We start from the raw sequence: 17,398 nt of genomic DNA, 5'->3' as shown, positions 1-17,398 counted from the left end.
TCAACGCGCATCATTTTCACCGCTGCGGCCAAACGCGGATGACAGAACGGCGAAAAAATGATAGTTTGCGATAAGAAAATTCTTAGTCGCCGTAGCGTGCTAATAATTACAATTAAAAACCATGTAATACAGGTGTTTAATTCACGCTGAAAGAATATTTCTAACCTTAATTTTTCGACAGATCGATATTGTAAAGAGTGAACTCCGTATGAACGCGCGTTCTTATCAGGAACTGCTGACTAGCAAGCACCGCTTATCATTGTTTTTGTTTTTGTTGATGAACGCGGCCTCTTCTATATTTACAATATTGGTTCCGTTTCAGGGTAAACCCGCATTTACCCTGCCTTTATTAGCCATACCGCTATTTTGTCTGGTTGCATTATTATTTACCCTGCAATCCATGCAGCAATTCGTCAAAAAGCTTAATCTGTTTTCCTGTGTTATTGGCCTGCTGTGGGCGGCGCATATTTACATTAAAAGTCAGTATTATGCACCGAATAACCAAGGCTTCTTATTACTTAGCCTGTTCAGTATGTTCTTTATCAGCGCCATTGCCTTAACCGATAACTTTATCGCTTTTTGTCTGCATGCCGTCCCGTCCGCGCTGGTCATTCTATTTCTGGATGGCATGCACAATACCGTGCGGATAGTTTTTACCACGGTACTGCCCATTATCGCTTTCTCAATTCATCACCTTATGCTCAAGCGCAGCGAAGCCTTTACCCAAACGCTGGTGGCTAACCTGTATAACGAACGAGACAGGTTCAGTAATTTAAGCATGATAGATCCGTTAACCGGCCTTTATAATCGGCGTGGCCTGGAGAACAAGATCAATATGTTGCCGGAGTCCCAATCGGGTCGCCATTTTGTTCTGTTGCTCGATATTGACCACTTCAAAGCCTATAACGATAACTATGGCCACACCATGGGCGATCAGGCACTGGTGCAAGTGGCTATCGCCATCCGCGACTCGGTGCGTTCACGCGATATTGTGGTGCGCTACGGCGGGGAAGAGTTTCTGGTGCTGCTGACCAACGTCAGAGAAGATTATGCCGCGCAACTGGCTGAAAGAGTGCGCCGGCGCGTGCAGGAATTGAAAATCCCCCACCGCTTTAACCAGTTAGAGATGACCAACGTCACGCTCAGCGCCGGTATCGCCATGCTGGACAAGCTTGACGTGGCCTCGGCGATCCGCGCGGCCGATGCGGCGCTGTATCTGGCTAAAAACAACGGCCGCAACAATATCCAACTGGCGGAAAACGTACAGACCGCGGTGACCCCATGACAAGCTGACCGCAGCCCCCCGTAATCACTTGCGGGGGGAAGCGAGAAACCTCATGCGCTCGTCGTCGGAGTGCGCAAAGGTTTCAACCCGTTCAGCAGCAGTTCCACCCCATCCAGTGCCTGCGCCAGCGCTTGCTTGTCCTCAGGGCGATTGGCGATCCAAAAAGCCGCGTCCATCAAGCCGCCATTAATCAGATGCGCCAGCACTTCGGGCAAAGTCGGCGCAATATGTTTTTCTTCCATCAACGTCTTCAGCATGCGTGTCATCGAAGCAACGCATTGCAACTTGCCGGCCTGCAAATACTCCGCACCAAGTACTGACGGCGAATCGCGCAGCAAAATACGCTGCACTTCCGGCTCCATCGTCATTTCAAGATAGGCCCGGCAGCGCCCTTTGAATGCACTCCAGTTATCCGGTGCATGGGCGGAAATATCGGCCAGGCGCGCGTCCATTTCTGCATCGATTTCCTGCGCCACGGCAAGAAACAGCCCTTTTTTATCGCCAAAGTGGTGATACAACGCGCCGCGCGTCATGCCGGCTTGCGCCGTGAGCTCATCCATCACCGTGTCGGCATACCCAACGCGGCCAAATTGCTGACGCGCGGTCGCAACCAGCTTTTTGCGCGTTTCCTCAATCATTTCCGTTCGTGCTTTACGTGCCATTTTGACGCTCCGGGCTTAGGGTCATGACGTTATAATTGACATACGTAGCGTATGTCAATTAGGTTTACATACGCCTCGTATGTCAATGAGGCCGAATATACCCATCAATACTCTGGAGTTTTTATGGCCAACCCTTACCTCGAGCTTTTCAGCGTACCGGGCACCAAAGCATTTTCCCTTGCCGGGCTCATCGCACGCATGCCCCTCTCCATGCTCGGGATCGGCATCATCACCATGCTCGCACAATTGCGGGGGTCTTATTGGCTGGCCGGAGCCGTAGCGGCGACTTTTGCGCTTTCCATGGCGCTGCTGGCGCCGCATATCTCACGCGCGGTTGATCGCCTGGGGCAGCGCCGCGTGCTGCCCTGCGTCACCGCGGTCAGCGTAGCCGGCGTGCTGTCATTGCTGCTGTGTACGCATTATCAGGCGCCCGACTGGACGCTGTTCGTCTTTGCGGCGGTGTCCGGCGGCATGCCCAGCATGCCGGCCATGGTCAGAGCCCGCTGGACTGAGATCTTGCGTGGCACACCCCGCTTGCACACCGCATTTTCGTTTGAGTCCGTGCTCGATGAAGTCTGTTTTATTATCGGCCCCCCCATTTCAGTAGGCCTCAGCGTAGCGATCTTTCCAGAGGCGGGGCCATTGGCCGCCGCCATTTTACTGACGATGGGCGTCACGGCCTTTGTCTGGCAAACCGGCTCCGAACCGCCGGTTTATTCGGACGACGGCGCGGCTCGCGGTTCCGTCATCAAGCAGGTGCCGATGCAGATACTGGTGCTGGCGTTAGTCGCGTTGGGCACCATTGTCGGTACCGTCGACGTCATCAGCGTCGCCTTTGCCGAACAGCTTGGGCAACCTGCCGCAGCCAGCCTGGTGCTGTCGGTTTACGCCATCGGGTCTTGCCTGGCCGGGTTGGTTTTCGGTGCCATGAAAATCCCGGTTTCCCTGCCCCGCCTGTTTTTATACGCCGCTCTGGCCACGGCGATGACCGCATTGCCCTTGCTGCTGGTTGAGGATATTTTCACGCTGGCGGCCACGGTATTTGTCGCAGGCCTGTTCTTTGCCCCGACCATGATCATTGCGATGGGGTTGGTTGAAAATATCGTTCCGCCCTCCCGGTTAACGGAAGGGTTAACCTGGATGATTACCGGGCTGGGGATTGGCGTAGCGCTCGGCGCCGCTCTGGCGGGATGGGTTGTCGATGAGGCCGGGGTAAAAGCGGGGTTCATCATTACGATATCTGCCGGCCTGGTGGTATTGCTGGTCGCCGTCGGCGGTTACCGTCTGCTGCAAAAATCCGTGCATGCGGCCTGACGGGAAATGGCCGGCTGGCGTCAGGCCAGTTCCCAAATGGCCTTGCCGCCCCATCGGCTTTCTATCGCCCCCACGAATCGTTTCACTTTAGGCGACAGATAGCGCCGGGTGGGATAAACGGCGCATATGGGCGCTTCAGCCCGGCAATATTTCTCCAGTACCGGCACAAGCGTGCCGGCCGAGAGTTGTTCACCAACCAGAAAAGCGCCGAGTTGGCACAAACCCAAACCTGCAAGTGCCGAATCCCGCAGTGCTTCGGTGTTATTGAAACGCATTCTTCCGCCGACAGGTTCGTCGCGATGTTGTCCATTTACCTGATAGCGCCAGGGAACCGGCATTCCCTGGTGCGAGAACACCAACCTATGGTGATCAATCAGATCGTCCGGCGTCTGAGGCACGCCATGGTTATCCAAATAGCGCGGTGAAGCACAGGTTATCAGCCGGTTCGGTGCGAGGACTTTACGCACCAGCCGGCTGTCATCGTTACCGCCAATGCGGATAGCCAAATCGATCCCCTCGCGCACCAGATCGCTGTAGTCATCGGAGAACGTCACCTCTACATCCACTTCCGGCCATTGGAGCAGGAAATCCCTCAAAATCGGTAAAATATGCAAACGGCCAAAGGCGACGGGAAGATCGATACGCAAGCGTCCTCTGGGAGTTTGATGCCGCTGGTTTATCGCCGTTTCCGCTTCGTCGACCTCCGCCAGAATCCGCAGCGCATGTTCATAAAACACCAGACCTTCTTCGGTCAGGCTCACGCTGCGCGTCGTCCGGTGCAGAAGCCGGGTGGCCAACCGCTCTTCCAGCCGATTGACGCTTTTCCCCGCCGACGAGCGGGATATGCCGAGCCTCTCGGCCGCCAGAGTAAAACTACGCGCATCAGCGACCCGCACAAACACCAGCAGATCGGACAGGTTATCAAGCGGCATCGCCAGTAAATTAGCCACGTTTTGTCCCCAATGTTGCTCATTAAGGCCAGTTTATCACCCGATAGTGCGCGTATACACTGTGTTCTGTCCACCCATGCCCCCCTATCAAACCCAGTAAACGAGGACATTTAATGAGCACATCTCACCAGGCCGCCGGGCAACCGGCAAGCGTCCCAGGCCCCTGGTTGGCGGTATTTTCAATCGGGCTCGCCACATTTTCCGTCGTCACCACCGAAATGTTACCCGTCGGCCTGTTGAATCCCATTGCGGATACGCTAAACGCCACGGTTGGCAGGGCGGGCCTGATGATTTCATTGCCGGCCCTACTGGCCGCCTTTTTTGCCCCACTGGTTGTTCTCGCCTCCGGAGGGATTAACCGCAGGACGATCCTCCGCTGGCTTCTGGTGTTGCTGATTGCGGCTAATATTGCTTCGGCCACGGCAGCCAGCATGAACGGGCTGTTGGCCGCTCGCGTCGTCGTCGGTTTCTGCATGGGTGGAATTTGGGCCATTGCCGGGGGCATTGCGGGGCGGTTGGTCCCGCAAGCTTCCATAGGGCTGGCAATATCGATAATTTTTGGCGGCGTCGCGGCCGCTTCGGTATTGGGCGTGCCCTTAGGGGCATTTATAGGTGATGCATTCGGCTGGCGTACCGCCTTTCTGGCGATGGCCCTTTTAGCTCTACTGGCGCTAATCTTGCTCATCAGGTCTTTCCCATCGGTGCCTGCGGAACAGGCTGTCACTTTAGGGCAATTCGCCGAACAACTGGCAAACCCAAAGCTACTTGCGGGGCTCCTGGTCACAGCCTTGTTGGTCGCCGGCCATTTCATGGCTTTCACCTTTATTCGACCGCTGCTGCAGGCGGTATCCCATTTTGACGACAACTGGATTGGCCCGTTGCTGTTCGCCTACGGCCTCGCCGGCATTGCCGGGAATTTTCTTGCCGGCAGCGCAGCGGAAAAACACCTTCGCCCGACGCTGGCGCTGATCGCCCTCGGGCTAACTGCCGCCGTCATCCTGTTTTCCTGGTGGGGAGCAACCGCCGTAAGCGGCGGTCTTATTACCCTGCTGTGGGGGCTTGCCTATGGCGGGGTTTCCGTATCGTTGATGACCTGGATGATGATCGCAGCCCCCCGGTCAATCGAGGTCGCCACCTCTCTCTATATCGCCACCTTTAATATCGGTATTTCTCTCGGCGCCGTAACAGGAGGGCAACTTGTCGATAAATATGGTCTGGTAACCAACGCCCTGATGGCCGGCGCCACCACAGGTCTGGCATTGCTGGTTATCGCGAGGGTAAAAATCAGGGCTGAACCTACACCCTGATGGCAACCTGCGGCCCGCCGCTGCCCGAGCCGGCGGGCCGTGGGTCTAGCGGCGGCGCTGCTGCATGCCGTAGACAAACACCACGGCAAAGCACAGCAACGGCAGCAGGTACGACAGCGCCGTACTGTACCTGTCCGCCAGCGCCCCCATAAAGTAAGGCATGATGGCGCCGCCGACGATCGCCATGATCATAAAGGAACTGGCGCGCTTGGTGTGTTTACCCATATTTTTCACCCCCAGGGCGAAAATGGTCGGGAACATGATCGACATAAAGAAGAACACGCCAATCAGCGCCACCACCGAGATCCCGTCGATACTGAGCATCACCACGCCGCACAGCAAAATATTGATCAGCGAGTAAAGCATCAGCAACGTGGCGGGTTTCACTCTGCCCATCAGCCAGGTGCTGAAGAAGCGCCCGATCATAAAACAAATCATGGCGATGGAGAGCAGGTAGGAAGCGCTCTGGTTGGAAACGTCGCTCCAGTGTTCGGTGGCGTAGTTAATAAAGAACGCCCCCACGCCGACCTGCGCCGCCACGTAGAAGAACTGGGTAATCACCCCGCCGACAAAGTGTTTGTGCTGCCACAAGCCTTGCGCGATTTCGCCCTGTTCCGGCCGCTCTTCCTCACGGATATCCGGCAGCCGGGTGCGGCTGAACAGCAAGGCAATCAGCAGCACCAGCGCGGCGATCGCCACATAAGTCACCTTCACCGCGCTCTGGTCACCGCCGCTTGCCCCCTGGGTTGCGGAGAAAAACAGCGTACCGCCGATCATCGGCCCGATGAACTGCCCCAGGCCGTTAAAAGACTGGGCGAGGTTGAGCCGCCGTTCCGCGCCCTGCGTATCGCCCAGCACCGTAGCGTAAGGGTTGGCCGCGGTTTCCAGGCAACCCAGGCCGCAGGCAATGACAAACAGCGCAAACAGGAAGGCGCCGAAGCTGTTGGCGGAGGCCGCCGGCACAAACAACAGCGCCCCCAGCGCATACAGGCACAGCCCCACCAGAATGCCGGCCTTGTAACCTTTCCTATCCATAAAATAGCCGGCGGGCAGCGCCACCAGGAAATAAGCGCCGAAATACGCCGCCTGCAATAACCCCGACTGCGCCTTGGTCACGTGCAGGGTTTCCTGAAAATGTTTATTCAATACGTCCAACAGGCCATACGACAGCCCCCACATAAAGAACAGGCTGGTAACCAGGATAAAGGCCCAGCGTAAATTGGAGGTCGCCTTGACGCCCAGCTGTGGCGGGGCCGCACTTTTTTCAGCAAGCATTGATATATCCTCGGGTAGGGTAGTGAGATGTTGTTATTGCTGTTGCAAAGAGAATATCCGCTCCATCGCCACCCATTTTTCGCCCTGCGGCGTCCAGGGGGTGGCCACCTGGTATTTCCACATCAGGGCTTCCCAGCGCTGCACATGGGGATTGCTCAGACCGGCGGCGTCAAACTGCCCGGCATCGAACGCCGGGCTGACCTCGACGATCATGAACAGCCGGGTGCCCAGCCGGTAAATCTCCATATCCAGGATGCCGTGCTCACGCAGATGTTCGGCAATTTCCGGCCAGATGCGTTGGTGGTGGCGCTGATACTCCTCAATCAGCGCCGGTGAATCGACCAGATCGAGCGCCTGGCAAAAGCGCCGCGGCAAACCCGCAGAGCCCTTCATGTGAGTGCCCGATCAAGGTGCAGGTAGCCGCCGTCCACCGACAGCCACTGCCCGGTGGTGTGCGACGACCGCGATGAGATCAAAAACACCACGGTATCGGCGATTTCCTGCGGCGTGGTCATCCGCTGTTCGAACGGAATGCGCGCGGTAATTTTCTCAAGCTGCTGCTCCGGCTGTTCGAAGGTATTGATCCAGCGCTGATACTGCGGCGTGATCACTTCCGCCGGTACTACGGCATTCACTCGCACCCCGTCATGGCGCAGAGATACCGCCCACTCGCGCGTCAACGCCAGTACCGCCCCCTTGGCGGCGGTATAACCGCTGGTGCCGCCCTGCCCGCTGAGCGCAGTTTTGGAGGCGATGTTGACGATGGCCCCCTTGCTGCGTTGCAACGCCTGCTGGCACAGGTGCGCCATCAGATAGTAATGAATCAGGTTTTTCTCCAGCGATCCGACAAACGCCTCTCGCCCCGCCTCCAGCCCGACGCCATCGTTCACTCCGGCGTTATTCACCAACCCGTCGAGGCGGCCGAAGGTTGCCAGGGTTTGCGCCACCGCTCGCCGGCAGTCGTTTTCTTCACAGAGATCGGTGATGATCACTTCGCTCTGCGGCTGCAACCGGCGCAGTGCCGTCAGGAAATCCGCCTCCGGCTCCGCGTTGGTGACAATCACCGGAATCGCCCCTTCTTCCGCCAGCAGGCGGGAAATGGCCGCGCCGATGCCGGAACCGCCGCCGGTGACAATCACCACTTTCTCTTTCAGATACAAATCCATCACTCAACTCCGTTAATCCGTAGCTAGCCCATAGCCAGGCTGTAAACGCGGCTGGCCGTCCCGCCCCAAATTGCCGCCTGCTGTGCGGGGCTCAGCGCGGCGACGGCCTGTTCGCACAGGCGATAAACCTGGCCGTAATCGCCGGCCAGCAGGCACACCGGCCAGTCGGAGCCGAACATCAGCCGCTGCGGGCCGAATGCCTCCAGCGCCGCCTCAAAAAACGGCAACAGCTGCTGCGCCTGCCAACCGCCGCCTGGCGCTTCGGTAATCAACCCGGACAGCTTGCAGGCCACGTGGGGCAACGCCGCCAGCGGCTTGATTTGCTGCGCCCAATGTTGCGCGCCCCGGGCGATATCCGGCTTGCCGAGATGATCCAGCACCAGCCAGTAATCGTCGTGCCGGGCGGCAAACTGCGCCGCGGCCGCCAGATCTCGGTGAGTGACCAGAATGTCGTAGACATAACCGTGCCGCTGCAGCGCCTGCATGCCGCACCGCACCGCCTGTCGCTCCAGCCAGGCCGCCGGTTGCGGCTCATCCTGAACCAGATGGCGCAGGCCGCGCAGCAGCGGCTGTTGGCGCAGTTCATCAAGCCGTTGCGGCAACCGTGGCGACGCAATATCCAGCCAGCCCACCACGCCGGATACGCCACGGCTTTGCTGCACCTGCGCCAGCAGCGTCCGGGTTTCCTGCTCGCACTGGCGGGCCTGCACCACCAGTGCGCCATCGAATCCGTGGCGTTCCAGCAGCGGTTCGAGCTGCGCCGGACCGTAGTCCTGGCGCAGCACCGCCATCTGTTCGCTAATCCACGGATACTCCTGCGGCCGGTAGCGCCAATAGTGTTGGTGAGCGTCGATGCGCAGCATGCCGTGCTCCCGCTTCAACCGCGGAACCGATACTGTTCGATCGACGCAGGATGCATCTCGATCGAATACCCAGGGTGTTGCGGCGGCATGTAGGCCGCGCCCCGGATATCGCAAGGATGAATAAAATGCTCATGCAGGTGGTCAACGTATTCGATCACTCGCCCATCGTGGGTGCCGGCGATGCACAGGTAATCGATCATCGACAGATGCTGCACGTATTCGCACAGCCCTACGCCACCGGCATGCGGGCACACCGGCAAGTTGTATTTCGCCGCCATCAGCATCACCGCCAACACCTCATTGACCCCGCCAAGGCGGCAGGCGTCGATCTGCACCACGTCAATCGCCCCGCGCATGATGAACTGCTTGAACATAATGCGGTTCTGGCACATCTCGCCGGTGGCGACCTTGACCGGATGGATCCCTTCGCGGATGCGGCGATGCCCCTCAACGTCGTCCGGGCTGGTCGGTTCTTCGATAAACCAGGGCTTGGCGAATGCCAGGTGCTTCACCCACGGAATGGCGTCGTTGACTTCCCACACCTGGTTGGCGTCAATCATCAGTTGGCGGTCGGGGCCAATCACCTCGCGAGCGATGCGCACGCGGCGGATATCGTCTTCCAGGTCACGGCCCACTTTCAGCTTCAGGTAGGAGAAACCGGCGTCGACCGCCTCCTGACACAGCCGACGCAGCTTGTCGTCCGGGTAACCCAGCCAGCCGGCGGAGGTGGTGTAGCACGGATAGCCTTCCTCCAGCAGCCGCGCCAGACGCTGTTCTTTACCCTCGGCCCGCTGGTTCAGCAGGTTGAGCGCCTCCTGCGGCGTAATGCAGTCGGTGATGTAACGGAAATCGATGCAGCGCACCAGCTCCTCCGGCGTCATCTCCGCCACCAGCCGCCACACCGGTTTGCCCACGGATTTGGCCCACAGATCCCATACCGCATTCACCACCGCCCCGGTCGCCAGGTGAATCGCGCCCTTGTCCGGCCCAATCCAGCGCAGTTGGCTGTCGCCGGTAAAACGCCGCCAGAACGCGCCCATGTCGGCGGCGATATCCTCAAGCCGAACGCCGACAATCTGATGCTCCAGCGCGCGGATCGCCGCGCAGCAGATCTCGTTGCCGCGGCCGATGGTGAAGGTCAGCCCGTGGCCGCGCAGATCGGCGTGGTCGGTCTCCAGGATCACGTACGCCGCCGAATAGTCCGGATCCGGATTCATCGCGTCGGATCCGTCCAGCCCCAGCGACGTGGGGAAACGAATATCTTCAACCCGCAGTGCGGTAATCGTCGTCATGGTGCGGCTCCCCATCAGGCCTGTACGGTTGTTTGACGCTGTTCACCCAATCCCTCGATACCCAGACGCATCGTCTGCCCGGCCTTCAGGTAGATGGGTTGCGGCTTCTGCCCCATGCCCACGCCCGGTGGCGTGCCGGTGGAGATCACGTCGCCCGGCTGCAGGCTCATAAAGCGACTCAGGTAGCTGATGATGTGCGGAATGCGGAAGATCATGGTGCCGGTGTTGCCATCCTGATAGCGTTTGCCGTCCACCTCCAGCCACAGGTTCAGGCGGTGAGGGTCGGCAATTTCATCGGCAGTTACCAGCCAGGGGCCGGTGGGGCCGAAGGTGTCGCAGCCTTTGCCCTTGTCCCAGGTGCCGCCGCGCTCAATCTGGAATTCACGCTCGGAAACGTCGTTAATCACGCAGTAGCCGGCGACGTGACGCAGGGCATCCTGCTCACTGATGTAACGCCCGCCCTGGCCGATGATCACGCCCAGTTCCACTTCCCAGTCGGTTTTGACCGAATCGCGCGGAATTTGCACGTCGTCGTTTGGCCCCACCACCGCGCTGGTCCATTTGTTGAACACCACAGGTTCGCCGGGGATCGCCGCACCGGTTTCCGCCGCGTGATCGGCGTAATTGAGGCCAATGCAGATAAACTTGCCGATCTGGCCGACGCACGGCCCCAGGCGCGGTTGCCCCTCGACCAGCGGCAGTTGGTTGATATCCAAGGCACGCAGCTTTTCCAGTGATGCCGGCAGCAGCGCTTCACCGCTGACATCGGCGATATGCTGCGAAAGGTCGCGGATCTGGCCGTTATTGTCCAACACCCCCGGCCGCTCTTGCCCCGGTGCGCCATAGCGTAAAAGTTTCATAGATTCCTCAATCCTCCATAGAAGCGCCTTCGACGACGCCGCAAAACGTAAAAATCAGTTGCTCCAGCCGCCGTCGATAATCTGCACCGTGCCGGTGGTATAAGAGCTGGCGTCCGAGGCCAGATACAGCGCCAACTGGGCAATCTCGGCGGTAGTGCCGATGCGGCCAATCGGCTGGCGGGCGACAAACGCCTGATACACCTCTTCTTCGCTGCGCCCCTGTTCACGCGCCTGCTCGGCAATGCGCTGACGCAGCGACGGCGATTCCACCGTGCCGGGGCAGATGGCGTTACAGCGGATGCCCTGGGTAACGTAATCCGCCGCCACCGAACGCGTCAGGCCGATCACCGCCGCCTTGGTGGTGCTGTAAGCAAAGCGGTTCGGCACCCCTTTCACGCTTGAGGCGACCGAAGACATATTGATAATCGAGCCGTTTTTACGCGCCAGCATGCCGGGCAGGAAGGCGCGGATCATACGGAACATCGCCGTCACGTTTAGCTCGGTGGCGAACGCCCACTGCGCTTCGCTGCACGCCAAAATCGACCCGCTGTGCACCACGCCTGCACAGTTAAACAATACGTCGACGGGTCCGAGGGTTTCCGCCGCCGCGGCTATCGCGGCCGGGTCGGTCACGTCAAGCGTCAGCGCCTGGATGCCGGGCAGCCCCTGCAGTTGGCCGGTGTCGATATCGGTGGCGATCACTTCCGCGCCCGCCTCGGCGAACAGCCTGGCGGTGCTGAAACCGATCCCCTGTCCGGCGGCGGTGATCAGTACGCGTTTCCCGGTTAAATTCATTTTCGCTCCCTTGGCCTAAAGGTCCAATGGTCAGGCCATTAAAGGCAGTTAAAGGTCAGGCCTTTAACATGACAAAAGACGCTTTACGCGTTATCGTTTGGTGAGAATGTTATGAGACACAGTTAAAACAGCATTTTTGATTAACCAACTTTTTACACTTGATTAACCATTACTCAAGCGAGTTGACTAATAACTGTGCGCTGAATCACTTATCGCTAAACAGCTCAAGGTAACCCATGCCCATTACCCGACTGGAAAATCCTCGTATTTACAGACAGATAGCCGATCAATTAAAGCGGCTCATCGAAAACAACGAATTCCCCCCAGGCAGCCGCCTGCCGTCCGAGCGGGATCTGGCCCAGCAGTTACAGGTCAGCCGCGCCTCGGTACGCGAGGCACTGATTGCGCTGGAAGTGATTGGTCTGGTCGACGTAAAAGTCGGTAACGGGGTGATCGTTCGGGCACAGGCGCCGATTTTAGCCTCGCAGGAACCGGTAATGGCGCAGGCCGGGCGCGACCAATGGGCGGAAATCGATGACGAACTGAATATCGAGCTGGATTTTAACGCCGAGTTGCCGCCGTTCTCGCTGCTGCAAACCCGTTTGTTGATCGAACCGGAAACCGCCGCACTGGCGGCGCGCCATGCCACCGACGAAGAACTGGCGGGCATTCGGGCTGCCTATGAGCAAAACTGCCGCGATAACCGCGCCGGATCGGCCACCCACCCCGGCGACCGGCTGTTCCATATCCGCATTGCCCAGGCCAGCGGCAACCCGGCCTACGCGTTCGTTATCGGCCACCTGCTCGGCCACCGCTACGGCAGCATGTTCCGCGTGCTGCAACGTCACTATACGCCGGACGATATGCCGCACCGTTCAGAACAGGAACATAGGGCGATCCTGGAGGCGATCGAGGCGCGTGACGTGCGCGGCGCACGCAAGGCGATGAAAGCGCATCTGGATGAAGTGATCGCCATCTTTACCCGCGCGCAATAGGCCGTTTCGGTACGGCGGGGGCAAGGGTAAAAATTTTTGACGGACCGCTCTTTTTTCCACATGCAGCAGGGGCCAAGGCACATTACACTGGCAGCATATTGCACCCTATGGCTTTCAAGTTGCAGCGAGCGCAGGTAACAACGCCGCAGCGTGAAAGACGACGGGTATAGGCCGTATCACGCCACGGCCCGGGCCCTTTCCCTGCAGCCTTTTAACATGGATAACGATCGTTGAAGAACTCTTTCCGCGCTTCATTGCTGGCGCTGAGCCTGTGCGCCGCGCCACTGGCCGCTCAAGCCGCCGACCCGCAACTGGCCTCGCAAATCGTCGACCAGTATGCCGAACACATTTTCTTCAACAGCGGCGCCACCGGCATGGCGCTGGTGGTGATTGATAACAATCAGGTGGTTAACCGCAGCTTTGGCGATACCAAGCCGGGCAACGATCTGCGCCCGCGCCCGGATTCGCTGATCCGCATCGCCTCGATCACCAAGCTGATGACCAGCGAAGTGATGGTCAAAATGGCGGCGGAAGGCCGGGTCAAGCTGACCGATCCGCTGCGAAAATACGCCCCGCCGGGCGCCTTCGTGCCGGCTTATAATTCGCGCCAACCCATTACCCTGCTGAACCTGGCGACCCACACCAGCTCGCTGCCGCGCGAGCAACCGGGTCAAAAACCGGCGAAAACGCCGGTGTTCACCTGGCCGACCAAGGCACAGCGCTGGCAGTGGCTCGAACACGCCAATGTCACAGTGCCGCCGGGCGTGCGCGCCGCCTATTCCAACCTGGCCTATGATCTGCTGGCGGATGCCTTATCGCGAGCGGCAAACAAACCTTATAGCGCTCTGCTGCGCGAAAAAATCACCGCGCCGCTCGGCATGGTCGACACCACCCTTACCCCCAGCGCCGAACAGTGTTCGCGCCTGATGGTGGCGGCCGCCGGGCCAAGCGCCTGTCGCGATACCACCGCAGCAGCCGGCAGCGGCGGGGTTTATTCCACCCCGCGCGACATGCAGCGCTGGATGCAACAGTTCCTCTCTTCCAACACCGCCGGCGCACGCAAATCGACGGCGGCCAGCGAACAAACCATGTACTTCCAGCGCAGCGATCTGGTGTCGCTGAAAGGCATGGACGTACCGGGTGAAGCAAGCGCGTTGGGATTGGGTTGGGTGTATATGGCGCCGAAGGACGGCCTGCCGGGCATTATTCAGAAAACCGGCGGCGGCGGTGGCTTTATTACCTATATGGCGATGATCCCGCAGAAAAATATCGGCGTCTTCGTGGTGGTAACCCGTTCAGAACTGACCAAATTCACCAATATGAGCGATCCGGTTAACCGGCTGGTGGGGGATTTGGCGGCCAACAAAAGCTAGCATCGGGGCGAGCAGGCTCGCCCCGACAACACTCAGGCCAAAGTCATTTCGTGCATCACCGGGTGGAAATTGCGTTTGAAGTAAATCAGGCCGTTACCGGCGGCGCTCACCAGGATCTGGCGGATCTGCACCAGATACACCTGATGGGTGCCGATGCTCTGGATCTGCGCGATCTCCCCTTCCAGGCTGGCCAGCGCATTGCGCAGGGCCGGCTGGCCCAATGGGCCGCTTTGCCATTCCTCCAGCCGGAAGCGATCCTCCATGCTGACGTCGGTCATGCCGGCGAAATGGCGCGCCATCAGCTCCTGCTCGTGGTTCAACACGTTGACGCACAGCCGCTGATTCTCCTGGAAGACCGGGTTCATCGCGCTGTTGCGGTTAATGCATACCAGCAGCGTCGGCGGCGTATCGGTCACCGAGCAGACCGCCGTGGCGGTGATGCCGCAGCGCCCCGCCGGGCCGTCGGTAGTCACAATATTCACCGCCGCAGACAGGCTGGCCATGGCGTCGCGAAACCGCAGACGGTGTTCATTTTCCTGAGACATACAACCCTCCTCCTGAATTACTTCAGCAGATTATCCAGCTGATTAATATCGCCATTGTTATGCAGGTGCGGCACTTTCCAGCCGTGCTGATCGTAATCGGACAGGCACTTGTCGACCATCTGCATCATCTGATCCATGGTGCCGGATCCCTGCGCGTGGCGCAGACACTGCAGGCGGATCTCATCCTGGCTGCCGGCATAGTTGATCTCATACAGCTCATGACGGCCGCCGAACTCGCTGCCGATCGCATCCCACATCAGCTTGAGGATCTTGATGCGCTCGACGTGATCCATACCGTCCGATCCGCGCACGTAACGCGCCAGGTATTTGTCGATCTCCGGATTGTTCATGTCGCGCACGCTGGACGGCAGATAAATCAACCCGCTGGTGACGTTCTTTTCGATGATGTGCTTCACCTTGGTGTAGGCCATCGGCGCCATCACGCGGTAGGTCTGCAACGCGGCGGAATCCGGCAGATAGGCGCCGTTTTCCCATTTTGTGGACTCCGCGCACATCGCATCGCTCAGCGACCAGAACAGGTTGCGCCAGGCCACCACTTCGCCGAGATCGGCCTGCACGCCGCGAAACTCCAGCACGCCGGTGCAGGACAGGCTCTTTTGCAGCAACGCGGTGATAAAGTCCATCTTCACCGCCAGGCGCACGCAGGCCTGCAGCGGGAACAGCCGGGCGAAGCCGCCCTGGGTGCTCCAACGGCGACAACGATCGAAATCGCGGTAAATCAGCACGTTTTCCCAGGGGATCAATACGTGATCCATAATCAGGATCGCATCGTTCTCGTCAAAACGGCTCGAGAGCGGGTAATCGAACGGCGATCCGGTCGCGCCGGCCACCAGCTCATAGGAGGCGCGGGAGATAAGCTTCACCCCTTCGGCATCCATAGGCGCCACAAACATCAGCGCAAAGTCCGGGTTATCGCCCATCACCTGGGCGGAGCCGAAGCCGATAAAGTTGTAGTGGGTCAGCGCCGAGTTGGTCGCCACCACCTTGGCGCCGCTGACGATAATGCCGGCGTCGGTCTCTTTCTCCACCTGGATATAAACGTCTTTCACTTCGTTGACCGGCTTGTGGCGGTCAATCGGCGGGTTGACGATGGCGTGGTTAAAGTACAGGCCGGTTTCCTGAATGCGCTTGTACCAATGGCGGGCGTTATCGGCGAACTGACCGTAAAACTCCGGGTAAGCCCCCAAAGCGCAACCGAAGGCCGCCTTGTAATCCGGGGTGCGCCCCATCCAGCCGTAGGTCTGGCGCGACCAGTCGGCGATGGCGTCACGCTGCTGGCGCATTTCTTCCGGGCTGCGGGCGTAGCGGAAGAACTTATGGGTGTAGCCGCCGTTGCCGGTGTCGGTATTCCAGCACAGGCGATCCTGGCTGACCGGATCGTGCAGCGCGTCGTACAGTTGGCCGACCGAAGCCGCCGCATTGCGGAACGCCGGGTGGGTGGTGACGTCCTTCACCCGCTCGCCGTAGATATAGATTTCGCGGCCATCCTGCAGGCTTTTCAGGTATTCGGTGCCGGTGAACGGGCGTTTGCTGTCGGCACGAAAGTCTTCTGGTTTCATTTAAGTCTTCCTCGTAATCGGCATTTTCCAGACCCTGGATTCGGTCATCTGTTAAATATATGTTTCTTTTTGGTTGCTTAATTGAAGCTGCCAACGCCGATTTCGAGAAGAGACTTTTGCGGCAATCGCCGGTACTTTTCAGGCGGATTGGCCGCAATGGCTGCGAATTGTGATCCAGGTTACGAAAGGGGATGTTGTGCGGCGCGGTAGGTCGAAGGCGAGCAGCCTTCCAGGCGATTGAAAAAACGGGCGAAGTAGGCCGGGTCCTTGAACCCGAGGCTGTAAGCGGTCTCATGCACGGTACAGGCGCTGAACAGCAGCATGCGCTTGGCCTCGCGCAGCAGCCTGTCGAAGATCAGCCGTTTGGGGGGCTGGTTGGCGAAACGGCGACACAGGTCGTTCAGCCGTGATTCGGTCACCCCCAGCGCCCGCGCATAGTCCGGTACCGACAGATGATCGCGGAAGCGTTCATCCACCATTTTGTTGAAACGCTGGAACAATTTCAGCTCGCCGCGCACCCCGCCGGTGGCGGTATCCTCCAACGCGGCATTGCGTAGCAGCAGGGTAAACACCGCCTGCGCCAGCAGCCCCAGCGTCTGCTCGCGGCCGGCCAGCTGCTGGCCGAATTCACGGCGGATCAGTGCCCAGTAATGGCTCAGCGCCGCCAGCTCCTGCGGGGCGTCCGCCATCGACAGACAGATGCCCGGCATATCGAGCGCCAGATTGCTGCCGGGGTACAGCCGTTCCAGCAGCGGCCAAATCAGCTCCTGGCGCACCGTCAGCACGTGGCCGTCACTGACCGGCTCGGTGAAGAACGCATGTGGTACCGAGGGCGGCGTCAGGATAAACAGCGGCGCCTGCACCGAATAGTGCTGGCTGTCCAGCTGCAACTCAATCTTGCCGGTCTCCAGAAAATGCACCTGGAAGAAACGGTCGTGCCAATGCACCTGCATGTCGCGGCCAAAAAACGCCGCCAGACCGGCAAAGGTTTCGTAGTGCACCTCATCGGCGGCGTAGCGCGCATCGTACTCTTTGCAGATGTCGATATTGGCGATAAAACCGGTACTTTTCTGCACATCCTCCTCCCTCAGCGATGAGATCCGTGATAAGCCTTTTATTAGGCGTCAGACTGCTGA

17 protein-coding genes are annotated in these 17,398 nt (G+C 59.1%); 5 read left to right on the top strand and 12 right to left on the bottom strand.

Features of this window, described 5'->3' with window-relative positions:
- The first annotated feature begins 208 nt into the window (after positions 1 to 208).
- A complete protein-coding gene (locus tag ACTJJ1_RS12275) occupies positions 209 to 1,285 on the top strand; it encodes a GGDEF domain-containing protein (RefSeq protein WP_004949899.1) in 1,077 nt (358 codons plus the stop codon).
- 50 nt (positions 1,286 to 1,335) lie between these two features.
- Here the strand turns inward: ACTJJ1_RS12275 and ACTJJ1_RS12270 are convergent, their stop codons facing one another.
- Complete coding sequence (locus ACTJJ1_RS12270) at positions 1,336 to 1,947, bottom strand: TetR/AcrR family transcriptional regulator (RefSeq protein WP_440833869.1); 612 nt, start codon at positions 1,945 to 1,947, stop codon at positions 1,336 to 1,338.
- A gap of 123 nt (positions 1,948 to 2,070) precedes the next feature.
- Here ACTJJ1_RS12270 and ACTJJ1_RS12265 point away from each other — a divergent pair, with 123 nt between their 5' ends.
- Positions 2,071 to 3,261 (top strand): MFS transporter, encoded by a 1,191-nt coding sequence (locus tag ACTJJ1_RS12265; RefSeq protein WP_440833867.1) that lies wholly within the window; start codon positions 2,071 to 2,073, stop codon positions 3,259 to 3,261.
- 20 nt (positions 3,262 to 3,281) lie between these two features.
- Here ACTJJ1_RS12265 and ACTJJ1_RS12260 read toward each other — a convergent pair whose 3' ends face one another.
- Entirely contained in the window at positions 3,282 to 4,193 is a 912-nt protein-coding gene (locus tag ACTJJ1_RS12260; protein WP_440834024.1) for a LysR family transcriptional regulator, read from the bottom strand.
- Positions 4,194 to 4,324: 131 nt separating this feature from the next.
- Here ACTJJ1_RS12260 and ACTJJ1_RS12255 point away from each other — a divergent pair, with 131 nt between their 5' ends.
- Positions 4,325 to 5,518 (top strand): MFS transporter, encoded by a 1,194-nt coding sequence (locus ACTJJ1_RS12255; protein ID WP_440833865.1) that lies wholly within the window; start codon positions 4,325 to 4,327, stop codon positions 5,516 to 5,518.
- Between the two features lie 45 nt (positions 5,519 to 5,563).
- Here ACTJJ1_RS12255 and fucP read toward each other — a convergent pair whose 3' ends face one another.
- From fucP to ACTJJ1_RS12220, 7 genes are read right to left on the bottom strand one after another with little or no spacing between them, the layout of a single operon-like run.
- A complete protein-coding gene (gene fucP / locus ACTJJ1_RS12250) occupies positions 5,564 to 6,793 on the bottom strand; it encodes an L-fucose:H+ symporter permease (RefSeq protein WP_006323480.1) in 1,230 nt (409 codons plus the stop codon).
- A gap of 33 nt (positions 6,794 to 6,826) precedes the next feature.
- The gene (locus tag ACTJJ1_RS12245; protein WP_004949887.1) at positions 6,827 to 7,186 is read right to left on the bottom strand and encodes an L-rhamnose mutarotase; all 360 of its coding nucleotides are present in this window, start codon (positions 7,184 to 7,186) and stop codon (positions 6,827 to 6,829) included.
- Positions 7,183 to 7,959: an SDR family oxidoreductase gene (locus ACTJJ1_RS12240; RefSeq protein WP_004949885.1), complete on the bottom strand. Its 777-nt coding sequence runs from the start codon at positions 7,957 to 7,959 to the stop codon at positions 7,183 to 7,185. The genes ACTJJ1_RS12245 and ACTJJ1_RS12240 overlap by 4 nt, the downstream gene beginning before the upstream one ends.
- 23 nt (positions 7,960 to 7,982) lie before the next feature.
- On the bottom strand, positions 7,983 to 8,822 hold the full coding sequence (locus ACTJJ1_RS12235) for an amidohydrolase family protein (protein WP_004949883.1): 840 nt from the start codon (positions 8,820 to 8,822) through the stop codon (positions 7,983 to 7,985).
- Positions 8,823 to 8,836: 14 nt separating this feature from the next.
- On the bottom strand, positions 8,837 to 10,114 hold the full coding sequence (locus ACTJJ1_RS12230) for an L-fuconate dehydratase (protein ID WP_122289174.1): 1,278 nt from the start codon (positions 10,112 to 10,114) through the stop codon (positions 8,837 to 8,839).
- Positions 10,115 to 10,128: 14 nt separating this feature from the next.
- Positions 10,129 to 10,974 (bottom strand): fumarylacetoacetate hydrolase family protein, encoded by an 846-nt coding sequence (locus ACTJJ1_RS12225; RefSeq protein ID WP_004949879.1) that lies wholly within the window; start codon positions 10,972 to 10,974, stop codon positions 10,129 to 10,131.
- A 54-nt stretch (positions 10,975 to 11,028) separates the two neighbouring features.
- On the bottom strand, positions 11,029 to 11,769 hold the full coding sequence (locus tag ACTJJ1_RS12220; RefSeq protein WP_004949876.1) for an SDR family oxidoreductase: 741 nt from the start codon (positions 11,767 to 11,769) through the stop codon (positions 11,029 to 11,031).
- A 236-nt stretch (positions 11,770 to 12,005) separates the two neighbouring features.
- Here ACTJJ1_RS12220 and ACTJJ1_RS12215 point away from each other — a divergent pair, with 236 nt between their 5' ends.
- Positions 12,006 to 12,764 (top strand): FadR/GntR family transcriptional regulator, encoded by a 759-nt coding sequence (locus ACTJJ1_RS12215; RefSeq protein ID WP_004949875.1) that lies wholly within the window; start codon positions 12,006 to 12,008, stop codon positions 12,762 to 12,764.
- Positions 12,765 to 12,994: 230 nt separating this feature from the next.
- Positions 12,995 to 14,137 (top strand): D-alanyl-D-alanine-carboxypeptidase/endopeptidase AmpH, encoded by a 1,143-nt coding sequence (ampH, locus tag ACTJJ1_RS12210; RefSeq protein ID WP_122289173.1) that lies wholly within the window; start codon positions 12,995 to 12,997, stop codon positions 14,135 to 14,137.
- Positions 14,138 to 14,169: 32 nt separating this feature from the next.
- On the opposite strand, the gene hpaC is transcribed toward ampH, so the two are convergent.
- The 3 genes from hpaC to hpaA all read right to left on the bottom strand — a co-directional run bounded on the left by hpaC (position 14,170) and on the right by hpaA (position 17,338).
- The gene (gene hpaC / locus ACTJJ1_RS12205) at positions 14,170 to 14,682 is read right to left on the bottom strand and encodes a 4-hydroxyphenylacetate 3-monooxygenase, reductase component (RefSeq protein WP_004949872.1); all 513 of its coding nucleotides are present in this window, start codon (positions 14,680 to 14,682) and stop codon (positions 14,170 to 14,172) included.
- Positions 14,683 to 14,699: 17 nt separating this feature from the next.
- A complete protein-coding gene (hpaB, locus tag ACTJJ1_RS12200; RefSeq protein ID WP_440833860.1) occupies positions 14,700 to 16,262 on the bottom strand; it encodes a 4-hydroxyphenylacetate 3-monooxygenase, oxygenase component in 1,563 nt (520 codons plus the stop codon).
- Positions 16,263 to 16,441: 179 nt separating this feature from the next.
- On the bottom strand, positions 16,442 to 17,338 hold the full coding sequence (gene hpaA / locus ACTJJ1_RS12195) for a 4-hydroxyphenylacetate catabolism regulatory protein HpaA (RefSeq protein WP_409443563.1): 897 nt from the start codon (positions 17,336 to 17,338) through the stop codon (positions 16,442 to 16,444).
- Positions 17,339 to 17,398: the final 60 nt, after the last annotated feature.

This window comes from Serratia sp. 22264 (assembly GCF_052045345.1).
GTDB lineage: Bacteria > Pseudomonadota > Gammaproteobacteria > Enterobacterales > Enterobacteriaceae > Serratia > Serratia plymuthica.
Note: the sequence above shows the minus strand (reverse complement) of the source record. Positions and strands in the feature narration are given on the sequence as shown.